The following is a 20,815-nucleotide window of genomic DNA, read 5'->3' as shown; positions in this document are numbered from 1 at the left end:
TAGATGAACTAAAAGCGAGATAACGTGCAGGATCGGGGTGTAATTCATGAACTGGTATAACATGACGACAAAAGAAGTAGCAGAAGAATTAGAAACAGATCGTGAGACTGGCATTCGTTCAGACGATGCGGTACAAAGAAGGAAACTCTTCGGACCAAATCAATTGGACGAGGCAGAACGGCCGTCGATGATCCTAATGTTTCTAGCTCAGTTTAAAGATTTTATGGTAGTTGTATTGCTTGCCGCGACACTTATTTCAGGTTTACTTGGGGAATATCTTGATGCGATTGCGATCATTCTCATTATTCTTGTTAACGGAGTGCTTGGATTCGTACAAGAAAGAAAAGCTGAAAAGTCGCTACAAGCGCTAAAACAATTATCCTCACCCAAAATGAAAGTATTGCGAAATGCCCAGTGGATCACAATACCCGCAAAAGAAGCTGTTATTGGTGATGTTGTTCGAATTGAAAGCGGCGACCGCATTGGAGCAGACGTTCGATTCCTTTCCTGTCAAGATCTATTAATAGAAGAATCAGCTCTAACAGGGGAGTCCTTGCCAGTAAATAAACACCCGGATCCGATAGCAGATGAATATCCGGGACCAGGTGATCAACATAACATGGGATTTATGGGGACCCTTGTTACTAAGGGAAAAGGAACTGCCATTGTAACTGCAACCGGTATGAAAACAGAAATGGGGAAGATTGCCCATTTAATTCAATCAGCAGATACGATGGAGACACCGTTACAGCATCGCCTTGAACAACTTGGTAAAATTCTAATAGCTGCGGCATTGTTATTAACTGCTTTAGTGGTAGTGCTTGGAATTATCCAGGGGCGCGATGTGTATAGCATGTTCTTAGCAGGAGTATCACTCGCTGTTGCAGCAATTCCTGAAGGGCTTCCTGCAATTGTAACGATTGCTCTTGCGATCGGAATGCAGAAGATGAGTAAACGGAAAGCGATTGTAAGGAAGCTTCCATCAGTTGAAACGCTTGGCTGTGCGACTGTTATTTGTTCAGATAAAACCGGTACGCTAACACAGAACAAAATGATGGTAACGAAGCTATGGGCAGGTGGCGAGACTTGGGACGTTACAGGATCAGGGTATGAGCCATACGGTGACTTTTTCAAGGGAAATACGCGTGTCTACTCAGATGAAGAACGCTCCTTAAAGCAGCTTCTTACATTTGGCCTTCTATGTAGCAACGCTAGAGTGATTGAACAGAAAGGCGAATTTGTACTAGACGGTGATCCAACGGAAGGGGCTCTCGTTGCAGCAGCAATGAAGGCTGGTTTGACAGATGAATTAAGAGAGGAAGAATTTAAGATCATTCAGGAGTTCCCATTTGACTCCAATCGTAAGATGATGAGTATGATTGTGGAAGACACACTTGGCAAAAGATATGTAATTGCCAAAGGGGCTCCAGATATCGTTCTAAAACAATGTGAATCTCTTCTTTGGAACGAGAAGAAGGCGCCACTTCGTAAAAGTTACGAGCGGCAAATACAAGAACAACTTACTAACTTTGGTGAATCGGCTCTTAGAACCATTGCAGTTGCATTTAAACCTATTCAGAATGAAGAGAAGATGCTTCACAGCGTACAAGCTGAATCGAGGCTAACATTTGTCGGACTAGAAGGGATGATTGATCCTCCGAGAGAAGAAGTGAAGCAAGCTGTAGCTGACTGTAAAGAAGCTGGGATTAAAACCATTATGATTACAGGTGATCACGTTACAACAGCTACTGCGATCGCTCGTAATCTAGGTATTCTACCTGAGCGTGGAAGAGTGATAGAAGGAAATAAACTTTCCTCCCTTACTGTTGAGGAGCTTGAGAGTCAGGTTGAAGACATCTATGTATTTGCTAGAGTCTCACCAGAACATAAATTAAAAATTGTAAAAGCTCTCCAAAATAGAGGACATATTGTTGCGATGACTGGTGATGGTGTAAATGATGCGCCAGCCATTAAAGCTTCTAATATTGGAATTTCGATGGGACAATCTGGAACGGATGTATCAAAAGAAGCATCCTCTCTGATTCTTAGTGATGATAATTTTGCTACAATTCGAGCTGCGGTTGAAGAGGGCCGAAACATTTATGAGAATATACGAAAATTTATTCGCTATTTGCTCGCTTCAAATGTAGGTGAGATTCTTGTGATGCTGTTTGCTATTCTCTTAATGCTCCCACTCCCACTTGTACCAATCCAAATACTCTGGGTGAACCTTGTGACTGATGGCCTCCCTGCTATGGCGCTCGGGCTTGATCCTGCAGAAGGTAATGTCATGAAAAGAGATCCGCGTAAACCAAAAGAAGGTGTTTTCGCTAGGGGTCTTGGATGGAAAATTATTTCACGAGGCATTATGATTGGTGTGTGTACACTTGCTGCGTTTATGATATGTTATGGCGAGAATCCAGATGATTTAGTAAAAGCACAAACTGTTGCATTTTCAACACTTGTGCTTGCACAGTTAATTCACGTCTTTGACTGTAGAAGTGAACGGTCTGTATTTCATCGAAATCCTTTCGAAAACAAAGCGCTCGTTTTAGCCGTGCTATCTTCTGTTGGACTATTGCTCGCAGTTATTTATTATGAGCCACTTCAACCGATCTTCCATACCACTTACCTTTCAATGAGAGAATGGATGTTAATTATTGTCTTCTCGTGTATCCCAACCTTTCTTCTCGCAGGATCAGCATTATTTAAGAGAAAACATCGTTTGAGCAGAGGATGAAACAGATCCTCTGTTTTTTCTACTTTACCAGTTAGCATAAAGAGAGATATCTCTTTGTTTCGGTTTGATGAAGTGGTACAATTGGTTAGAATAGCAATTGGATGTGATAAAATGATTAAGAGCATGACTGGATATGGAAGGGCATCGTGTGAACAAAACGATGTTCAACTAACTGTCGAAATTAAATCCGTGAATCATCGATACTTCGATGGCTCATTTCGCATGCCTAAAGCGCTACTTTCTCTAGAAGGAGATATAAAAAGAGCAGTCCAAAGCTACCTATTACGTGGGAAAGTTGACTTGTATGTGACGATAGAAGGCACAGGGTTTAACTCAAAAAATGTGACGGTAGATTGGGAGTTGTTTGATCAGTACATAACATTAGTAAAGCAGGCTAAGGCTCGATATAACTTAACCGATGACTTTGCTACCTCACAATTTCTTCATCTACAGGATGTTTTTCAAGTGCAGGTGACAGAAAATAATGTGGAACAATTTGAAGACGTGATCTTTAGAACACTCGATCAAGCCATCCAGGCTCTTGTTGAAATGAGATGTAAAGAAGGCGAAGCTCTCGACCGAGATATTCGAGAGAAGTTATCGCGAATGCAAGATGGGATCTTATCAATCTCAGAACTTTCACATGAAGTAACTGAATCCTTTGAGAAGAGAATTCGCAGTCGGCTAGAAGGATTTAAAGAGCTCGAATCAGTTGATGAAGGTCGTATTTTGACTGAAGTTGCTCTTCTTGCAGATAAAGCAAGTGTAGATGAAGAAATCACGAGGCTTCGTAGTCATCTAGCACAATTCCATGATATTCTTACTAGTGATGGTGTCGTAGGAAGGAAGCTTGATTTCTTAGTGCAGGAAATTAACCGGGAGCTGAATACGATCGGTTCCAAGTCTTCACACCATAAGATTAGCCAGCACGTTGTTGATCTTAAGAGCGAAGTGGAAAAGATTCGTGAGCAGGTTCAAAATATTGAATAGCCTGTGCGACTTGTTTAAAATCACCTTACTGGTGTAAAAATAGAATCGAGATTCCCGGGAGGAAAGACCATGAGTATTAAATTAATTAATATCGGATTTGGGAACATTGTTAATGCAAATCGAATTGTCTCTATTGTTAGTCCAGAGTCGGCGCCAATCAAACGAATCATTACAGTTGCGAGAGATCGCAATATGCTTGTAGATGCAACGTATGGACGAAGAACACGCGCTGTTATTATCTCTGACAGTGATCATGTTATTCTTTCAGCTGTTCAGCCTGAAACAGTAGCTCAACGTCTTGGTACTAAAGATGAGCTATCAGACGAGTAAGATCGATAAAGTGGAGGTTAGTATGGAAAAAGAACGTGGATTATTAATTGTTCTTTCTGGCCCTTCAGGAGTTGGAAAAGGAACGGTAAGAAAAGCTTTTATGCAGAACGCGGAGGAAGTACAGTATTCAATCTCTGTCACAACCCGTAAACCTCGTGAAGGTGAAGTTAATGGAGTAGATTACTTTTTTAAATCACATGAAGAATTTGAAAATATGATTGAAAACAATAAACTACTTGAATACGCTCATTATGTAGGAAACTACTATGGTACCCCGGTTGATTATGTGGAAGAAACACTGCAATCAGGAAGAGATGTTCTCCTTGAAATTGAAGTACAGGGAGCAAAGCAAGTAAGAAAGCATTTTCCTGAAGGAGCATTTATTTTCTTAATGCCTCCAAGTCTTTCTGAACTTCGAAATCGCATCGTAAATCGCGGAACAGAATCAACTGATTTGATTGATAACCGCATGGGTGTTGCGAAAGAAGAAATTGAATTAATTGATCAATATGATTATATCGTTGAAAATGATCAAGTTGAGTTAGCGTGCGAGCGAATTCATGCTATTATTACAGCAGAACACCTAAGACGTGATCGCCTTGCACATAAATATAAGAATGTAACGGAGGTTTAATTATGATTTTATATCCATCGATTGATTCACTAATGGACAGAATTGATTCTAAATACACACTTGCAACGCTCTCGGCAAAAAGAGCACGCGTGATCCAACAGACTGGTAACGTCTATGTGGACCGTCCTAAGTCGGTTAAAGCTGTTGGTAAAGCACTCGAAGAAGTAATGGATGGCAAATTGCTTGCTGACGGAATGATAGAAGATTGATGTTGAAGTAACAACCTATGAGAATAGGTTGTTATTTTTTTCTTGCTTTGTGCCATGTGTATTTTTGAGCGTAAATAGAGCGGAAGATTTATTATTTAATGAAGCCTAAGAAAAAGAGATAACCATAACCACATTATGTTAACTATTGAGATGGAAGGTGATGTTTGATGAGTCTCAAGGGGAAGAAGATATTGCTTTGTGTAAGTGGGGGTATTGCTGTATTTAAGGCAGCTGCGCTTACTAGTAAATTGTATCAAACTGGTGCTGAGGTTAAGGTGTTAATGACAAATTCTGCGACTGAATTTGTAACGCCGCTTACTTTTCAAACACTATCACGAAATGATGTGTACCGGGACACATTTGAAGAGAAAGACCCATCGTCAGTTGCACATATCGATATTGCAGACTGGGCTGATCTCGTTCTTATTGCACCTGCAACAGCCAATATGATAGGTAAGCTAGCGAATGGGATAGCCGATGATATGATGTCGACAACCTTACTTGCGACAGAGGCACCAGTGTGGGTTGCTCCTGCAATGAATGTACATATGTATGACCATCCCGCTGTAATGAAGAACATGGATACGTTAAGGTCATTTGGATGCCATTTTCTTGAACCTGGAGAAGGTTTACTTGCGTGTGGATACGTTGGTAAAGGGCGCATGGCAGAGCCTGAAGATATTCTTTCAACGCTTGAGACGTACTTTAACGGCGTAATGAAGGATTTAGAAGGAAAGCAAATCGTTATAACGGCTGGTCCTACACGAGAAGCTGTAGATCCAGTGCGCTATTTTACTAATTACTCATCTGGGAAAATGGGATTTGCTCTAGCTGAACAGGCAGCTAAACGAGGAGCGGAAGTTACGCTGATCGCAGGGCCTGTGTCACTTCCAACTCCAGAGAACGTAAAGCGAATTGACGTTGTCACAGCCGATGATATGTTTCAGGCAGTTATTAAAGCAGCGGACTTAGCAGATGTAGTTATTAAAGCAGCCGCGGTAGCTGATTATCGCCCTGCGCTTGTCTCTTCTGAGAAAGTGAAAAAGTCTGACGATGCGATTGCGATCGAAATGGAACGAACTAAAGACATTTTGTGGACGCTTGGACAGATGAAGACAAATCAAATTCTAGTTGGGTTTGCTGCTGAATCTGAGCGATTAGATGAGTACGCCCAGAAAAAACTCAAGAAAAAGAACCTGGATCTCATTTGTGCAAACAACATTAAAGCAGAAGGGGCCGGGTTTGATAAAGATACGAATGTAATGACGCTTATGAGAAAAGACGGTGAGCGTGTTGAACTTCCGCTTCAGTCTAAGCATGAAGCGGCTAATCGAATATTAGACGAAGTGAAACGATTGGACGTGGACCATACATGATTGCAAAAGTCATAGTCGACGTACCGGCGAATCAGACCGATCGCCTGTTTGATTATGCAATTCCAGAAGCGTGGGAAGAAATGATAGAACCTGGTATGCGTGTTGTTGTGCCGTTTGGACCAAGGAAAATCCAGGGATTTGTTATTTCCGTCGTTAATGAATCAGAACACGCTAAATTAAAAGAGATTAGTGAAGTAAAAGATGTTACACCTGTTCTGACGAAAGAATTATTGGATCTCGGATTCTGGTTAACAGAAAAAACGCTATGTTATGCAGTTTCAGCTCTTCAGGCAATGCTTCCCGCGGCAATGAAAGCGAATGTTACAAAAACGGTTGTACTTGGAAATAAAGCTAACAAAGAAGCAGCTTGGTTTAGGATGATTGAAACTGGCGGGGTGAAATGGGATGAGTTTCTCTCCCATTTCAGTCATAAAGAATTAAATCGAGCCATCAAGAATGATGAGCTTGAAGTGCGTTATGATGTTAAAGAGAAAACAGCGCCTAAAACCATCCTATCGGTTTCATCAACTCTTACGAGTGATGAATTACGAAACGAGAAAGAGAAGATGGGCAATCGTGCAATGAAACAGCAGGATATTATTAGTTATTTCATCGATCACGGTGGAGCTGTTTCATACAAAGAGCTAATGGATGTGTTGGATACAACACGTTCTACAATAAAATCACTCGTTTCTAAAGCTATTCTGAAAGAAGAAGAAGTTGAGCTGTATCGAGATCCTTATAAAGGACGGAGCTTTAAGCCTTCTAAGGCGCTCGAGCTGACAGATCTTCAACAAAATGCGATTTCTCCTATTCTAGAAAGCATTGAGAATCGTAACCATGGAACATTTCTTATTCATGGTGTAACTGGAAGTGGAAAGACAGAAATTTATTTACAGTCGATTCATCGCGTTCTAGAGCAAGGAAAGGAAGCGATTGTTCTTGTTCCAGAAATCTCATTAACACCTCAAATGGTGACCAGGTTTAAAAGTAGGTTTGGATCAGAAGTTGCAGTACTACACAGTGGACTTTCACGAGGTGAAAAGTACGATGAGTGGCGTAAGATTCATCGTAAAGAAGTAAAGGTGGTAGTTGGTGCGCGCTCTGCTGTTTTTGCTCCGTTTACAAATCTTGGAATCATTATTATTGACGAAGAACATGAAAGTAGTTATAAGCAAGAGGAGAACCCTCGGTACCATGCAAGGGACGTTGCCATCAAGAGGGGTGAGCATTACAAGTGTCCGGTCGTCTTAGGTAGTGCAACCCCGTCACTAGAGTCGTATGCAAGAGCATCTAAAGGGGTCTACACACTTATTGAACTACTTGAGCGTGTCAACAAACAGGCGATGCCGGAAGTATCGATTGTAGATATGAGAGAAGAGCTCCGGTCAGGAAATCGATCAATGTTTTCAAATGACCTCTTCGATAAACTGAAGGAACGACTCGAAAAGAAAGAACAAACGGTACTCTTTCTAAATAGGCGTGGTTATTCAACGTTTGTTATGTGCCGGGATTGTGGTTTTGTAGTTGAATGTCCTCACTGTGATATTAGTTTGACTTACCATAAGATGAACGGAACAATGCGCTGTCATTATTGTGGGCATGAAGAACGATTTCCTAGTAACTGCCCTGAATGTGAAAGTGAGCATATTCGTTTCTTCGGCACTGGAACACAGCGTGTTGAAGAGGAGTTAACAAAGATTTTGCCAGAAGCTCGTGTTGTTCGAATGGACGTGGATACAACAAGACGCAAAGGATCCCATGAGAAGCTTTTAAATCAGTTTGGAGAAGGAAAGGCCGATATTCTACTTGGTACACAGATGATTGCCAAAGGTCTAGATTTTCCTAACGTTACGCTCGTTGGAGTTCTTGCAGGGGATGCGATGCTTCACTTGCCTGACTTTAGAGCTTCAGAGAAAACGTTTCAGCTCCTCACTCAGGTAAGCGGTCGAGCTGGGCGCCATTTACTTCCTGGTGAAGTAATCGTTCAGTCTTATACCCCAGAGCATTACAGCATTGAGATGGCAGCTGATCACGATTTCCAGTCGTTTTATAAACGAGAGATGGTAACGAGAAAGCAATTTGGTTACCCTCCTTTTTACTTTCTTGCGATGGTAAACGTGTCACATGAGGAGTTAACAAAAACGGTAGACGTAACAGAGAAGATCACAAGCTTTTTGAAGAGTAAGCTATCAAATGCTAGTGTTGTGCTAGGTCCTGTAGCATCTCCAATTCCTAGGATCAAAGATAGATATCGCTATCAATGCATGATAAAATACAAAACTGAACCAAAATTAAATGATCATTTAAAAGAAATCCAAAAGCATTTTTCAAAAGACATTAGCCGTGGAGGATTGCAGCTGACAATCGATACACAGCCTTATATGATGATGTAGATAAGTGGGAAAGGGAGAATAACGTTGGCCATTAGAAAAATAGTACTGCACCCAAATGAGGTGCTTGAAGTAGAGTGTAAGCCAGTTGACACGTTTGACAAAGCGCTACATGAACTGCTTGATGATATGTTCGAAACGATGTATGACGCAGAAGGAGTAGGACTTGCCGCCCCTCAAATTGGTATAGATCAACAAATTGCTGTCGTGGATACACGCGAAGAAGAAGCACTAGAACTAATTAACCCTGAGGTAATAAAGTCGTCAGGTAAAGAAGTTGATCTAGAGGGTTGTCTTAGTTTTCCTGGGTTATTTGGTGAGGTAGAGCGTCCGTATCGCATCACACTGAAAGCTCAGAATCGCTTTGGTAAAGAGTTTAAGTTAAAAGCAGAAGGTTTCTTCGCAAGAGCGATTCAACATGAAATCGATCACTTGCATGGCATTCTTTTTACTGAGAAAGTCATTCGTTACATCGATCCAGAGGGAGATGAAGAATAAGTATGACGAAAATTGTATTTATGGGAACGCCTGATTTCTCTGTTCCTGTGCTTGATATGTTAGTTGATGAAGGATATGTGATTGTCGGAGTTGTTACTCAGCCGGATCGACCAAAAGGCAGAAAAAGAGTTATGACACCTCCTCCAGTTAAAGTTGCAGCAGAAAGACACGGCCTTCCAGTTTTGCAGCCGGAGAAAGTAAAAGACCCAGAACAGCTTCAGCCTATCCTTGATTTAAAGCCTGATTTAATCGTTACGGCAGCTTTTGGACAAATTCTTCCGAAACAGCTGCTCGATGCGCCTAAATATGGATGTATTAATGTTCATGCTTCGCTGCTACCTGAACTTCGAGGGGGCGCGCCGATTCATTACTCCATTCTCCAAGGAAAGAAAGAAACAGGCATTACAATTATGTATATGGTTGAGAAGTTAGATGCTGGTGATATTTTAACGCAATCTGTCGTTCCGATTGAGGAGCATGACCACACGGGTAGTCTTCATGATAAGTTAAGTATATCAGGCTCACAGTTATTAAAAGATACACTTCCTAAACTATTGAAGGGTGAACTCACCCCTGTGAAGCAAGATGATGCTAAAGCAACTTTCGCACCGAATATTAAGCGTGAGCAAGAGAAGATTGACTGGACAAAGTCTGGCGAAGAAATCTACAACCATATTCGTGGGTTACACCCATGGCCAGTGGCGTTTACTCAGTACGAAGGTAAGGTAATGAAGATCTGGTGGGGTGAAAAGATCGAAAGCACATCAAATGCAGATCCAGGAACTGTTCTATACACAGATTCAGATGGTCCTGTTGTTGCAACCGGAAACGGAACCGCGATTAAACTGACTGATATCCAACCAGCTGGAAAGAAACGCATGACATCCGCTCAGTACTTACAAGGGCGTACATTCGAGAAAAATGAAAGATTTGGTGAATAACATGACAAATGTAAGAGAAGCAGCACTTGATGTAATTGAAAAAATCAATAAAAATCAAGCTTATAGTAACCTTTTATTAAATGAAACGATTAAGAAGCACAAGCTCAGCCGTAAAGACACTGGATTATTAACTGAAATCGTGTACGGTACGATACAACGTAAGCAGACACTTGATTTCTACTTAGATGATTTCCTAACAAATCGCAAAAGAATTCAAACATGGGTGATTTCTCTCCTACAACTCTCCCTTTACCAAATGATCTACCTAGATCGTGTACCTGATCGTGCAATTATCCATGAAGCTGTCGAAATCGCTAAAAAGCGTGGTCACAAAGGCATAAGTGGAATGGTGAATGGCGTTCTTCGCAACACCCAACGAAAAGGACTAAGGGATCCTGAGGAAATCGAAGACGTTGCAGAGCAAATCTCTATCGCGAAAAGTCATCCGCTTTGGCTTGTGAAACGCTGGATTGATCAGCTCGGTGTCGAAGCAACAGAAGCGATGTGTGAAGAAAACTTACTTGCTCCATATGTGACAGCACGTGTAAATGTATCAAAAACATCTATCGATCAAGTCATTAAGGATCTTGAAAAAGAAGGTGTACAAGCTGTTCCAGGAAGTCTTTCAGTGGATGCGATTAAGGTCCTTGAAGGGAAACTTCTTGAGACGAGCGTGTATAAGCGCGGTGATCTAACTATTCAAGATGAAAGTTCGATGCTTGTGGCGAGAGCGCTTGGAATCGAGCCAGGTCAGAAAGTTCTCGATGCTTGTGCTGCTCCTGGGGGGAAGTCAACTCATATTGCAGAGCGATTAAACGGATCTGGACATGTGAATTCACTTGATCTCCATGCGCATAAAGTTAAATTAATAAAGAAGCAAGCACAGCGTCTAAATCTGCGTGCAATTGAAGCCGAAACGCTCGACAGCAGAAATGTAGGGGACCGGTTTAAAGCAAACTCTTTTGATCGTATTCTTGTTGATGCACCGTGTACAGGATTCGGTGTTCTTCGCAGAAAACCTGATATTAAATGGTCGAAGCAGGAGGAAGATATTAATCGCATCACGAGTGTACAAAAAGGAATTCTTGATGCTCAGGCAAGTCTTTTAAAACCAGGTGGAAAATTGGTTTATAGTACGTGTACAATAGAAGAGACGGAAAACCAGGAAGTGGTAAAACAATTCCTGACAGACCACCCTGAATTTAAACTAGATGAGACGCTTATGAACAGGTTACCTGATAAGGTATCTGAGTATTGTGATGGTGGACAACTTCAACTTCTGCCACATTACTTTGGAACAGATGGCTTTTATATCGCGTGCTTAGTTAAAAAATAAGGCTTTTACGTAGAGGTTGTTGGTAGGAGTTGATTTCCGCTCCAATCATCGAAGTGTGGTTTTAATACAAAGTCCCTTCCAAAAACAACAAACCTTTTAAAAAAGCCAAGTATAAAAAAACGGCGCTGGCGGGTTGCTTCATAGGAAGCGACCTTCGCCGCGTCCTTATTGTAGAGGAGACGGGGTGACCACATGCAAGCTGTAACATTGACAGACCAGGGACAAGTAAGGGCATACAATGAAGACAGTACGAATGCAGTGCAGAATAGCCTAGGAGAATATTTAGTTGTTGTAGCAGATGGGATGGGTGGCCATCAAGCTGGTGATGTCGCAAGTGCGCTAGCTGTTGAATCGCTTCAACTCAGTTGGGAAGAAGAGGAAGCTGGCTTTCGCCCGGGAAGAGCGGAAGCATGGCTTCTACATACCATTCAACAAGCAAATGAGACAATTCTAACTTTGTCTAAAGAAAAACCACAGTATGCTGGAATGGGAACAACACTTGTTGCAGCAGTATGTACGAGTGAGTTTATTACGATTGCACATGTCGGTGATAGCCGTGCATACTTAATCGGGAATAATGCTCTTTCTCAAAAAACAAGCGATCATTCGCTTGTGAATGAGCTAGTCAAAAATGGCCAGCTTTCAGAAGAAGAAGCGGAAGATCATCCAAGAAAAAATGTGTTGCTTCGCGCACTCGGAACGGATTTGAATGTGAAGGTAGATGTTCATACGTTTGAATGGGATGAAGAAGAAGCAGCTCTCTTTTGTTCAGATGGGTTAACGAATAAATTATCAGATGCACAACTTGAAGTCGTGATGAATTCAGATCAGTTGCTTGAGGAAAAAGCGGCTGAACTTATTCGTTTAGCAAATGAAGCAGGCGGAGAAGATAATATCACAGTGGCTATTATTGAAAACTCATCTTCTTCTGGAAGTGAAGTCTAATGATAGGAAAGCACATAAATGGGCGTTATAAACTGCTTGAAATCATCGGTGACGGCGGTATGGCGATTGTGTATAAAGCTACTGATTTAATCCTTGATCGAACAGTAGCTGTTAAATTACTACGTCCCGAATTCTCACGTGACGATGATTTTATTAAACGGTTTCGTAGGGAAGCGGAGTCTGCAACAAGTTTAGCTCACCCAAATATCGTTTCTATTTATGATGTTGGAGAAGAAGAAGATATTTACTATATCGTGATGGAACACGTTGAGGGCGCAACCCTTAAGCAAAAAATTCGTAACCGTGGTGCGCTACCTATAGAAGAAGCTGTTGATATTATGAAACAAATGACTTCTGCTATCGACCATGCGCATGAAAATCACATTATACACCGAGACATTAAACCTCATAATATACTGATTAATGAATATGGGGAAGCGAAAGTAACTGACTTTGGAATCGCAATCGCCATGACGTCAGCTACGATAACCCATACCAATTCCGTACTTGGCTCTGTCCATTATTTCTCACCTGAACAGGCCCGTGGGGGGCTCGCGAACGAGCGATCTGATATTTACTCCCTTGGCGTTTGTTTCTATGAAATGGTTACAGGTGTTCTTCCTTTCTCAGGGGATTCACCAGTATCTGTAGCTCTTAAACATTTGCAGGATCGTTTTCCTAAGCCAAGTTTAATTAATACGTCACTGCCTAAAAATATTGAGAATATCATCTTGAAAGCAATGGCAAAGGAACCTTCTCAACGTTTTCAAAGTGCCCAAGAATTAATTGACGCACTGGAAGTGGCGCTAGATCCAACGAAGGTTTATGATAAGCCCATAGAGTCAACAGATGATGAAGCAACCAAAATTTTAGGTCCTGTACTACCTGATCGCTCTGAAAAGACGCAAGAATTAAAGCCGCTTGGCCCTGTCCAGAAACAAGAAACTGAGCCAGAGCCGAAAAAGAAAAAAAAGGCAGGTAAAATTACTGCAATCGTATTTTTAATTCTACTTCTTCTTGGTGGAGCAGGAGCTTTAGCCTTTGTCTTCATACCAGGTTTATTCTATGTTAGTGAAGTTGAAGTACCTGACGTAAAAGGTATGTCCTATGAAGAAGCAAGAACCACGCTTATCGATCAGAAGCTTGATGTGAAAAAGGAAGAGCAATTTGATGATGAAGTGGAAGAGGATGACGTTATCAGTCAAGACCCTGGCGTAGGTGTTATGGTGAAAGAAAATAGCACAGTAACGATCTATGTAAGTATGGGAGCTGAAAAGACAGAACTTGATGATTTCATTGGTAAATCAAAAGACGAAGTGCAAGCACTTTTAGATAAACAAGGCTTTACAAATGTGAAATACGAAGAGGAGTACCGGGACGAACCTGAAGGAGAAATTTACGATCAGAACCCTGAAGCTGGAAAGATGGTTCTTCCTACCGAAGATCGAATCGTTATTTGGTATAGCCTCGGACCTGAACCAACTCTCATGGAAGATATTATTGGACTAACCAAAGAAGAAGCTGAGGCTTATGCGAGTGAAGAAGGTTTAACCATTGTTTATGAAGAACCAGAATACAGTGATTCAATCGATGAAGGAAGCGTTCTGGATCAATCACCTAGAACGCCAGCTAAGGTTGAAGAGGGTGACGAAATTAGGCTTACCCTTTCAAAGGGGAAGGAGCCTGAACCTGAACCAGAGCCAGAACCGGAACCAGAGCCAGAGCCAGAACCAGAACCTGAGCCATCACCAGAAGATCAGGCAATTGTTGTTCCAAACTCATTCACGTATGATGTGAAAGAGGGAAAAGAACACCTGATTGAAATTCTATACAAGGATTCAACAACCAAAGGTGAAGAAATCTCAGAGAAAATAACTGAAACAAAAGAATTCAACTTTGACTTAACCATCTATCCAGGTGAAGAAGCATCCTACAAGGTCTTTGTCGATGGCAAAGAGAAAAAGAAGGATTCAAAAACAATTACCTATGAACAGGCTAAACAAAAAAACGAAAAAAACGAGTAAGGAGTCCTACATGGCAGATGGAAGAATTATTAAAGCGTTAAGCGGCTTTTACTACGTGCAGGATGAAGCGAACAAAGAAATCTATCAGTGCAGGGGAAGAGGGAATTTCCGGAAGCGGAAGATCACTCCACTTGTTGGAGATTATGTTGTCTATGAAGCAGAAAACAAAACAGACGGCTATGTATTAGAGGTTAATGACCGGGAGAATGAGTTAGTTCGTCCTCCCATTGCAAATGTCGATCAAGCTTTTCTTGTTTTCTCTGCTACACAACCTACTTTTAATACCCAGCTTCTTGATAAATTCCTCGTTCATATTGAAGCGAGTGATATTAAGGCTATCATCTGCATCTCTAAGATTGATCTCGTTTCAGCTTCAGAGGAGAATGAAATCATGGCGTATGCAGAGAACTATAGAGAAATTGGGTATGATGTGCTTGTCTCTTCTGCTCAAAGTCTATCAGGCGTGGCTGAAATTGAGCCCTATTTTCAGGAGAAAGTCACCGTGTTTGCAGGACAGTCAGGTGTTGGAAAATCTTCACTCTTGAATGCAATTAAGCCAGAACTTGAACTTGATACGAATGATATTTCAACACATCTTGGACGTGGTAAACATACAACGCGCCATGTTGAGCTTATTCCATTTGGATCAGGTCTCGTCGCTGATACACCTGGATTTAGTTCTCTAGATTTTAGAGGCATAGAAGCGGATGATTTGTGGCTTTATTTCCCTGAGATAAGAGAAAAAAGCAATGAGTGCAAATTTAGAGCGTGTACTCATCAGGCAGAGCCAGGCTGTGCTGTGAAAGAAGCGGTTGAGAACGAAGAAATTAAAGCATACCGTTACGATCACTATTCTTCTTTCTTTCAAGAGATTAAGGACCAAAAACGGAGGTACTAATATGATAAAAATTGCACCCTCAATTCTGGCATCAGATTTTGCCAGATTAGGTGAAGAAGTAAAAGATGTTGAAGCTGCTGGTGCTGATTATATCCATGTTGATGTTATGGACGGGCATTTTGTGCCGAACATTACGATTGGGGCGCCGATCGTACGTGCCCTTCGCCCTGTTACAACGCTTCCGCTAGACGTTCATCTTATGATTGAAAATCCTGATCAGTATATTGAGGAATTCGCAGAAGCAGGTGCAGATATCCTAACCGTTCACGCAGAAGCGTGTCCACACTTGCATCGTACGATTCAGCTTATAAAGAGTAAAGGCATTAAAGCGGGGGTTGTAATAAATCCTGGAACTCCTGTAGATGCAATTAAACATGTTATTGAAGATGTAGATCTTGTTCTTTTAATGACAGTCAATCCAGGCTTTGGTGGACAGGCATTCATCGAGAGAGTTCTATCTAAGATCTCAGAAACGAAGCAGTTGGCAGCGTCTCTTGGAGTCTCACCTGAAATAGAGGTAGACGGTGGTGTGAACGCCGAAACAGCACGTTTATGCATAGAGGCTGGCGCAACAGTATTAGTGGCAGGGTCAGCCATTTATAATCAATCTGACCGAAAAGCAGCAATCGATCAGATTCGCCACTCATAAAACAGCGGGGGCTCTTCCCGCTGTTTTTTTATAGGATAGTAACACTTCGTAGAATAGACTAAATCGTCAATTCATTAATATAGAAGACGATTGTAATGGGGGATTAACTCTTTATGAAGAAAAATAATAGACTCGTACTGCTTGTTGAAATTGCTTTAATGGCAGCAGTCGGTGTTATTCTTGATTTATTATCGCTACGTTTATGGCCGAATGGTGGTTCAATTTCGCTTGCTATGGTTCCAATTTTCCTCATAGCTTTTCGACGAGGGGCGGGACCTGGACTTATTACTGGTTTACTAGTCGGTGTTTTACAGCCTCTTCTAATTGCGCCATTTTACGTCCATCCTATTCAGTTCATCCTTGATTATCCTGCTGCCTTTATGCTAGTTGGATTAGCTGGATTGTTTCATGTATCGGTAAATACGAATAAGCGAAAAAGACTGACAATGATTGCAGTCGGATGTGTTGTGGGCTCTCTCTTTCGATTAGTGAGTCATTTTATTTCTGGCGTTATCTGGTTCGGAGATATGGCGCCAGAAGGTACTCCAGTAGCTCTTTATTCATTCCTTTATAATGCATCCTATTTACTACCAACAGCAGTGGTATCTATTATCGTACTTGGTCTCCTCTCAAATACTGCTCCCAAAATGGTGCATTACGAATGAAATCAAAAGAAATATATATTGTAGCAGGCGGACCTGTAGAAGATCTTCCGCAAAACTTGCTTGAAGAAAAAGATGTTCGCTGGGTTGGCGTAGATCGAGGAGTCTATACGCTATTGCAAAACGGTATTCTTCCTGAGCATGGTTTTGGTGATTTTGATTCTGTTACTTCAAAGGAAAGGGCATGGATGGAATCACACGATCTTCCGTTTACGGTATATCCTTCTGAGAAAGACCACACGGATCTCGAAATAGCACTGGATTGGGCCATAAACGAAAATCCAGAAGCGATTACGATGTTTGGCGTAACGGGAGGAAGACTTGATCATAGCTGGATGAATGTCCAAATGTTAATTAAGGGTGTTAAATCACATATTAGACTTGCTTTAGAAGATCGATTAAACCGTCTTGAAATGAAAGAACCAGGATTTTTTGTGGTAAAAGAAGATGCGCGTTTTCCATATATGTCATTTCTCGCATTTACACCGGAGGTAAAGGGCTTAACGCTCGATGGATACAGATATCCTCTAAGTAATCAAACCATTTCATGGGGCTCAAGTCTATGTATAAGTAACGAACTGGTTAAGGAAAAAGGGTCTTATTCATTCACCGAGGGCATACTATTGGTGGTAAGAAGTTCGGACGCCGAACAGCAGCTTTAGGTACTATTTTATTTTCGGCGAATATAATAGTAATGCATCTTATATTCTCATATTGTTCATCCGGAGGTCCATCTTTGACTTTCTGAGGAGGGGGAAATATGAAGTTCTATACGATTAAATTACCAAAGTTTCTCGGTGGTTTTGTGAGGGCTGTGCTGGGGTCTTTCAAAAAGAATGAGTAGCAACAAAAAAAGCACCCTTAAGGGTGCTTTTTTGCTAGTTATTATACGCGTTCAACTTTACCTGATTTAAGAGCGCGAGCAGAAACATAAACCTTCTTTGGTTTACCATCTACCATGATACGTACCTTTTGAAGGTTAGCACCAAATTTACGTTTTGTTGTATTCAACGCGTGAGAACGCTTGTTACCAAACGTAGTCTTTCTTCCAGTGATTGCACATTTAGCCATTATTTCAACCTCCTTACTGTCCTACATTGCACAAAAAGTGCAGGATAAATCCTCCACTATAGTATCACGTAGGTTTAGTGATTGCAAGATGTTTAACAAGTGATATCAAGAAAAAAACTTAACAGTAAAAACTGTCTATAATAGTGGTTTTAAAGGATGAACTTTTATTATGACTAATATTGTAGTAAAATAACGTTAGCTCTGCAAATAATTTATTTCATTTATAATATTTATCTGGAATGCTGAATTAGGATAGACTTAACAACAAGTTAGCACCCAAATCGCTAAGGGAGGAAATATAATGGCAATTGAAATGAAAACCCAATATGGACAAATCGATATTTCGACGGAAGTGGTAGCTGCGATTGCAGGTGGCGCGGCAATTGACTGTTATGGTATCGTAGGTATGGCTTCTCAGAAGCAACTGAAAGATGGCATTACTGAACTGTTGGGGAAAGATAACTTTAGCAGAGGGATTGTCGTTCGCAAAGAAGAAGAAGACGAACTTAACATTGATATGTATATAATTGTGAGCTACGGAACGAAAATTTCAGAAGTTGCTCATAATGTTCAAACGAAAGTAAAGTATCAGCTTGACCAGATGCTTGGACTTTCAGTGGATTCAGTAAACATCTACGTACAAGGGGTCAGGGTGACCAACCCTTAAGTGGAGTTAGGAGGAACAGTTTGTGACGATTGAAAAGATTAACGGTAAAAAGTTTGCGCATATGGTTCTTGAAGGAGCGAACAATCTTTCAAAGAACGCTAAAATGGTTGATGCGTTAAACGTATTCCCTGTGCCTGATGGGGATACAGGAACGAATATGAATTTAACCATCACTTCTGGCGCAACAGAAGTGAAAACAAGTAGTTCTGATAAAGTGGGAGAAGTAGCTTCCCTTTTTGCAAGAGGATTACTAATGGGAGCACGCGGTAATTCAGGTGTAATTCTTTCACAATTATTTAGAGGTTTTTCAAAATCAGTAGAGGGCAAGTCTGAGATTACTTCAGTAGATCTTGCTGCGGCACTTGAAAATGGTGTGGATTCAGCATATAAAGCTGTTATGAAACCCGTTGAAGGTACCATTCTCACTGTTGCGAAGGATGCGGCCAGAAAAGCTGTGAAATCAGCTAAAAAGATGCCAGACGTAGTTGAATTGATGCGAGAAGTTGTAAAAGAAGGAAAAGCATCACTTAATCGTACACCAGACCTTCTCCCTGTTTTGAAAGAAGTAGGGGTAGTTGATTCAGGTGGACAAGGTCTTCTTCTAATTTATGAAGGGTTTTTAGCCGTGCTTGAAGGCAAAGAAACGCCGGATTCTTCTGTAGACGAAGAAAAGATGGAAGAGCTAGTTCGTGCAGAGCACCATAAAAGTGCCCAAGGACATATGAAAACAGAAGATATTGAATTTGGATATTGCACAGAATTCATGGTCCAATTCGAGGGTGATAAGCTTGCGAAGTCTCCTTATGATGAGGAAGCGTTCCGTAATGAACTCGATAAGCATGGGGACTCTTTATTAGTTGTGTCTGACGACGATATCGTTAAAGTACATATGCATACAGAATATCCAGGAGAAATTATGACGTATGCACAGAATTACGGTAGCTTGATCAAAATTAAAATTGAGAATATGCGTGAACAGCATACGACGATTCTTAAGCAGGAACAAACTGCTCCTGTTAAAAAAGAGAAGGCTGCCGAACGTAAAAAGTACGGAATTATTACTGTCTCAATGGGAGAAGGCATTGCGACCTTGTTTGAAAGTCTTGGCGCAAGTTATGTAATCCCTGGTGGACAGACGATGAATCCAAGTACTGAAGATATTATTAAAGCGATTGAAGAAGTGTATGCAGAGAATATTATTATCCTACCGAATAACAGTAATATTGTCATGACAGCACAGCAGGCCGCTTCTGTCGTGGAAGAGAATGTGATTGTGATTCCTTCCAAAACAGTACCACAGGGAATATCGAGTCTTCTTGGTTTCAACCCTTCGGTTGAACCAGATGCAAACGAAGAAGCGATGAAAGAGAGCTTATCTGCTGTGAAATCTGGTCAAGTTACGTTTGCTGTAAGAGATACAAAGATTGACGGCATTGAAATCGCAAAAGATGATTTCATGGGCATCTCCGATGGTAAAATTGTCGTATCTGAACCTGGTCGATTAGAAGTTGCGAAAGCCCTTCTTCAATCAATGATTACAGAAGATGATGAGATTGTAACGATCATCTTTGGTGAAGATGCAGAACAGAAAGAAGCAGAGGAACTTGTTAACTTTATTGAAGATCAGTACGAAGATGTAGAAGTTGAGCTTCATGAAGGAAATCAGCCAGTTTATGCTTATATTGTAGCAGTCGAGTAGATTTATAATGACGGAAAAAGAAACGTGGCATGTGCCAGGTTTTCTTTTTCTGTTAAGATAAAGTGCATTTGAAGAAAGGTGGAGTCAGTGTGAAGTTTCGCAGCGTTTTTGACATTATTGGTCCTGTCATGATTGGCCCTTCAAGCTCCCATACTGCTGGAGCAGCAAGAATTGGACGAGTTGCAAGGCACCTCTTTGGGCGTGAACCAAAAAGCATTACGATTTCACTATACGGTTCCTTTGCAAGAACGTACAAAGGACACGGTACTGATGTAGCACTAATCGGTGGCGTTCTTGATTATGATACTTTTGATGAGCGAATCGTGAATGCGCTTACAATAGCGAAAGAAAAAAAGATTAAGGTTCGATTCACCGAAGAAGACGCTATTACAGATCATCCGAACACCGCTCGTGTTCATTTAAAAGATGATCAGGGGGAGCTCGAATTAGTCGGAATTTCAATCGGTGGTGGCAAAATAGAAGTAATAGAGTTGAATGGATTTGCGCTAGGTCTTTCAGGAAATAGTCCAGCTATACTCGTTGTACATAATGATCGCTTTGGAGCGATTGCAGGTGTATCAAATACACTTGCCAAACACGAAATCAACATTGGTCATATGAACGTATCGAGAAAAGAAAAAGGTAAAGAAGCGTTGATGACAATTGAAGTGGACCAAAACATTCCACAAATCGTTCTTGATGAAGTGGAGCTTTTACCAAATATCATTCAAGTCGCTAAGATAAGTGACTAAA

The 20,815-nt window shown here is 41.1% G+C and carries 21 protein-coding genes; 20 read left to right on the top strand and 1 reads right to left on the bottom strand.

Annotated elements, in window-relative coordinates; translation table 11 throughout:
- Positions 1–46: 46 nt before the first annotated feature.
- The 17 genes from FBF83_RS02620 to spoVM all read left to right on the top strand — a co-directional run bounded on the left by FBF83_RS02620 (position 47) and on the right by spoVM (position 17,469).
- Positions 47–2,740: a calcium-translocating P-type ATPase, SERCA-type gene (locus FBF83_RS02620; protein WP_136945574.1), complete on the top strand. Its 2,694-nt coding sequence runs from the start codon at positions 47–49 to the stop codon at positions 2,738–2,740.
- Positions 2,741–2,851: 111 nt separating this feature from the next.
- Positions 2,852–3,730, top strand: a complete 879-nt coding sequence (locus FBF83_RS02615; RefSeq protein ID WP_136945573.1) for a YicC/YloC family endoribonuclease — start codon at positions 2,852–2,854, stop codon at positions 3,728–3,730.
- A 69-nt stretch (positions 3,731–3,799) separates the two neighbouring features.
- Positions 3,800–4,060: an extracellular matrix/biofilm regulator RemA gene (gene remA / locus FBF83_RS02610; protein WP_048309851.1), complete on the top strand. Its 261-nt coding sequence runs from the start codon at positions 3,800–3,802 to the stop codon at positions 4,058–4,060.
- Positions 4,061–4,082: 22 nt separating this feature from the next.
- Positions 4,083–4,694, top strand: a complete 612-nt coding sequence (gene gmk / locus FBF83_RS02605; protein WP_136945572.1) for a guanylate kinase — start codon at positions 4,083–4,085, stop codon at positions 4,692–4,694.
- A 2-nt stretch (positions 4,695–4,696) separates the two neighbouring features.
- Positions 4,697–4,903, top strand: coding sequence for a DNA-directed RNA polymerase subunit omega (gene rpoZ / locus FBF83_RS02600; RefSeq protein WP_211201399.1), 207 nt, complete (start codon positions 4,697–4,699; stop codon positions 4,901–4,903).
- Positions 4,904–5,070: 167 nt separating this feature from the next.
- Positions 5,071–6,279, top strand: coding sequence for a bifunctional phosphopantothenoylcysteine decarboxylase/phosphopantothenate--cysteine ligase CoaBC (gene coaBC / locus FBF83_RS02595; RefSeq protein ID WP_136945571.1), 1,209 nt, complete (start codon positions 5,071–5,073; stop codon positions 6,277–6,279).
- Positions 6,276–8,675 (top strand): primosomal protein N', encoded by a 2,400-nt coding sequence (gene priA, locus FBF83_RS02590; RefSeq protein WP_136945570.1) that lies wholly within the window; start codon positions 6,276–6,278, stop codon positions 8,673–8,675. Before coaBC ends, priA begins: the two co-directional genes overlap by 4 nt.
- Before the next feature lie 24 nt (positions 8,676–8,699).
- Positions 8,700–9,170 (top strand): peptide deformylase, encoded by a 471-nt coding sequence (def, locus tag FBF83_RS02585; RefSeq protein WP_136945569.1) that lies wholly within the window; start codon positions 8,700–8,702, stop codon positions 9,168–9,170.
- Between the two features lie 2 nt (positions 9,171–9,172).
- Complete coding sequence (fmt, locus tag FBF83_RS02580) at positions 9,173–10,111, top strand: methionyl-tRNA formyltransferase (RefSeq protein ID WP_136945568.1); 939 nt, start codon at positions 9,173–9,175, stop codon at positions 10,109–10,111.
- A gap of 1 nt (position 10,112) precedes the next feature.
- The gene (gene rsmB, locus FBF83_RS02575; protein ID WP_136945567.1) at positions 10,113–11,447 is read left to right on the top strand and encodes a 16S rRNA (cytosine(967)-C(5))-methyltransferase RsmB; all 1,335 of its coding nucleotides are present in this window, start codon (positions 10,113–10,115) and stop codon (positions 11,445–11,447) included.
- 192 nt (positions 11,448–11,639) lie between these two features.
- On the top strand, positions 11,640–12,392 hold the full coding sequence (locus FBF83_RS02570) for a Stp1/IreP family PP2C-type Ser/Thr phosphatase (RefSeq protein WP_136945566.1): 753 nt from the start codon (positions 11,640–11,642) through the stop codon (positions 12,390–12,392).
- On the top strand, positions 12,392–14,416 hold the full coding sequence (pknB, locus tag FBF83_RS02565) for a Stk1 family PASTA domain-containing Ser/Thr kinase (RefSeq protein WP_136945565.1): 2,025 nt from the start codon (positions 12,392–12,394) through the stop codon (positions 14,414–14,416). The genes FBF83_RS02570 and pknB overlap by 1 nt, the downstream gene beginning before the upstream one ends.
- Positions 14,417–14,426: 10 nt before the next feature.
- Positions 14,427–15,314 carry a ribosome small subunit-dependent GTPase A gene (gene rsgA, locus FBF83_RS02560; protein ID WP_136945564.1) on the top strand — a complete coding sequence of 296 codons (888 nt, stop codon included), beginning with the start codon at positions 14,427–14,429 and terminating at the stop codon, positions 15,312–15,314.
- A 1-nt stretch (position 15,315) separates the two neighbouring features.
- On the top strand, positions 15,316–15,963 hold the full coding sequence (rpe, locus tag FBF83_RS02555; protein WP_136945563.1) for a ribulose-phosphate 3-epimerase: 648 nt from the start codon (positions 15,316–15,318) through the stop codon (positions 15,961–15,963).
- Between the two features lie 113 nt (positions 15,964–16,076).
- The gene (thiT, locus tag FBF83_RS02550) at positions 16,077–16,628 is read left to right on the top strand and encodes an energy-coupled thiamine transporter ThiT (protein ID WP_136945562.1); all 552 of its coding nucleotides are present in this window, start codon (positions 16,077–16,079) and stop codon (positions 16,626–16,628) included.
- Complete coding sequence (locus tag FBF83_RS02545) at positions 16,625–17,287, top strand: thiamine diphosphokinase (RefSeq protein WP_136945561.1); 663 nt, start codon at positions 16,625–16,627, stop codon at positions 17,285–17,287. Before thiT ends, FBF83_RS02545 begins: the two co-directional genes overlap by 4 nt.
- A gap of 98 nt (positions 17,288–17,385) precedes the next feature.
- Positions 17,386–17,469, top strand: a complete 84-nt coding sequence (spoVM, locus tag FBF83_RS02540; protein ID WP_048309835.1) for a stage V sporulation protein SpoVM — start codon at positions 17,386–17,388, stop codon at positions 17,467–17,469.
- Between the two features lie 41 nt (positions 17,470–17,510).
- On the opposite strand, the gene rpmB is transcribed toward spoVM, so the two are convergent.
- Positions 17,511–17,699, bottom strand: coding sequence for a 50S ribosomal protein L28 (rpmB, locus tag FBF83_RS02535; protein WP_136945560.1), 189 nt, complete (start codon positions 17,697–17,699; stop codon positions 17,511–17,513).
- Positions 17,700–17,997: 298 nt separating this feature from the next.
- On the opposite strand from rpmB, the gene FBF83_RS02530 reads away from it, so the two are divergent.
- The 3 genes from FBF83_RS02530 (at position 17,998) to sdaAB (ending at position 20,814) form a co-directional block, all read left to right on the top strand.
- Positions 17,998–18,363 carry an Asp23/Gls24 family envelope stress response protein gene (locus tag FBF83_RS02530; protein ID WP_136945559.1) on the top strand — a complete coding sequence of 122 codons (366 nt, stop codon included), beginning with the start codon at positions 17,998–18,000 and terminating at the stop codon, positions 18,361–18,363.
- A 22-nt stretch (positions 18,364–18,385) separates the two neighbouring features.
- Positions 18,386–20,062 carry a DAK2 domain-containing protein gene (locus tag FBF83_RS02525; protein WP_136945558.1) on the top strand — a complete coding sequence of 559 codons (1,677 nt, stop codon included), beginning with the start codon at positions 18,386–18,388 and terminating at the stop codon, positions 20,060–20,062.
- Positions 20,063–20,151: 89 nt separating this feature from the next.
- Positions 20,152–20,814: an L-serine ammonia-lyase, iron-sulfur-dependent subunit beta gene (gene sdaAB, locus FBF83_RS02520; protein WP_136945557.1), complete on the top strand. Its 663-nt coding sequence runs from the start codon at positions 20,152–20,154 to the stop codon at positions 20,812–20,814.
- Position 20,815 lies beyond the last annotated feature (1 nt).

The sequence above is a fragment of the Guptibacillus hwajinpoensis genome, assembly GCF_005144865.1.
Lineage (GTDB): Bacteria > Bacillota > Bacilli > Bacillales > Guptibacillaceae > Guptibacillus > Guptibacillus hwajinpoensis_A.
This window is presented reverse-complemented; position numbering and strand designations above follow the sequence as displayed.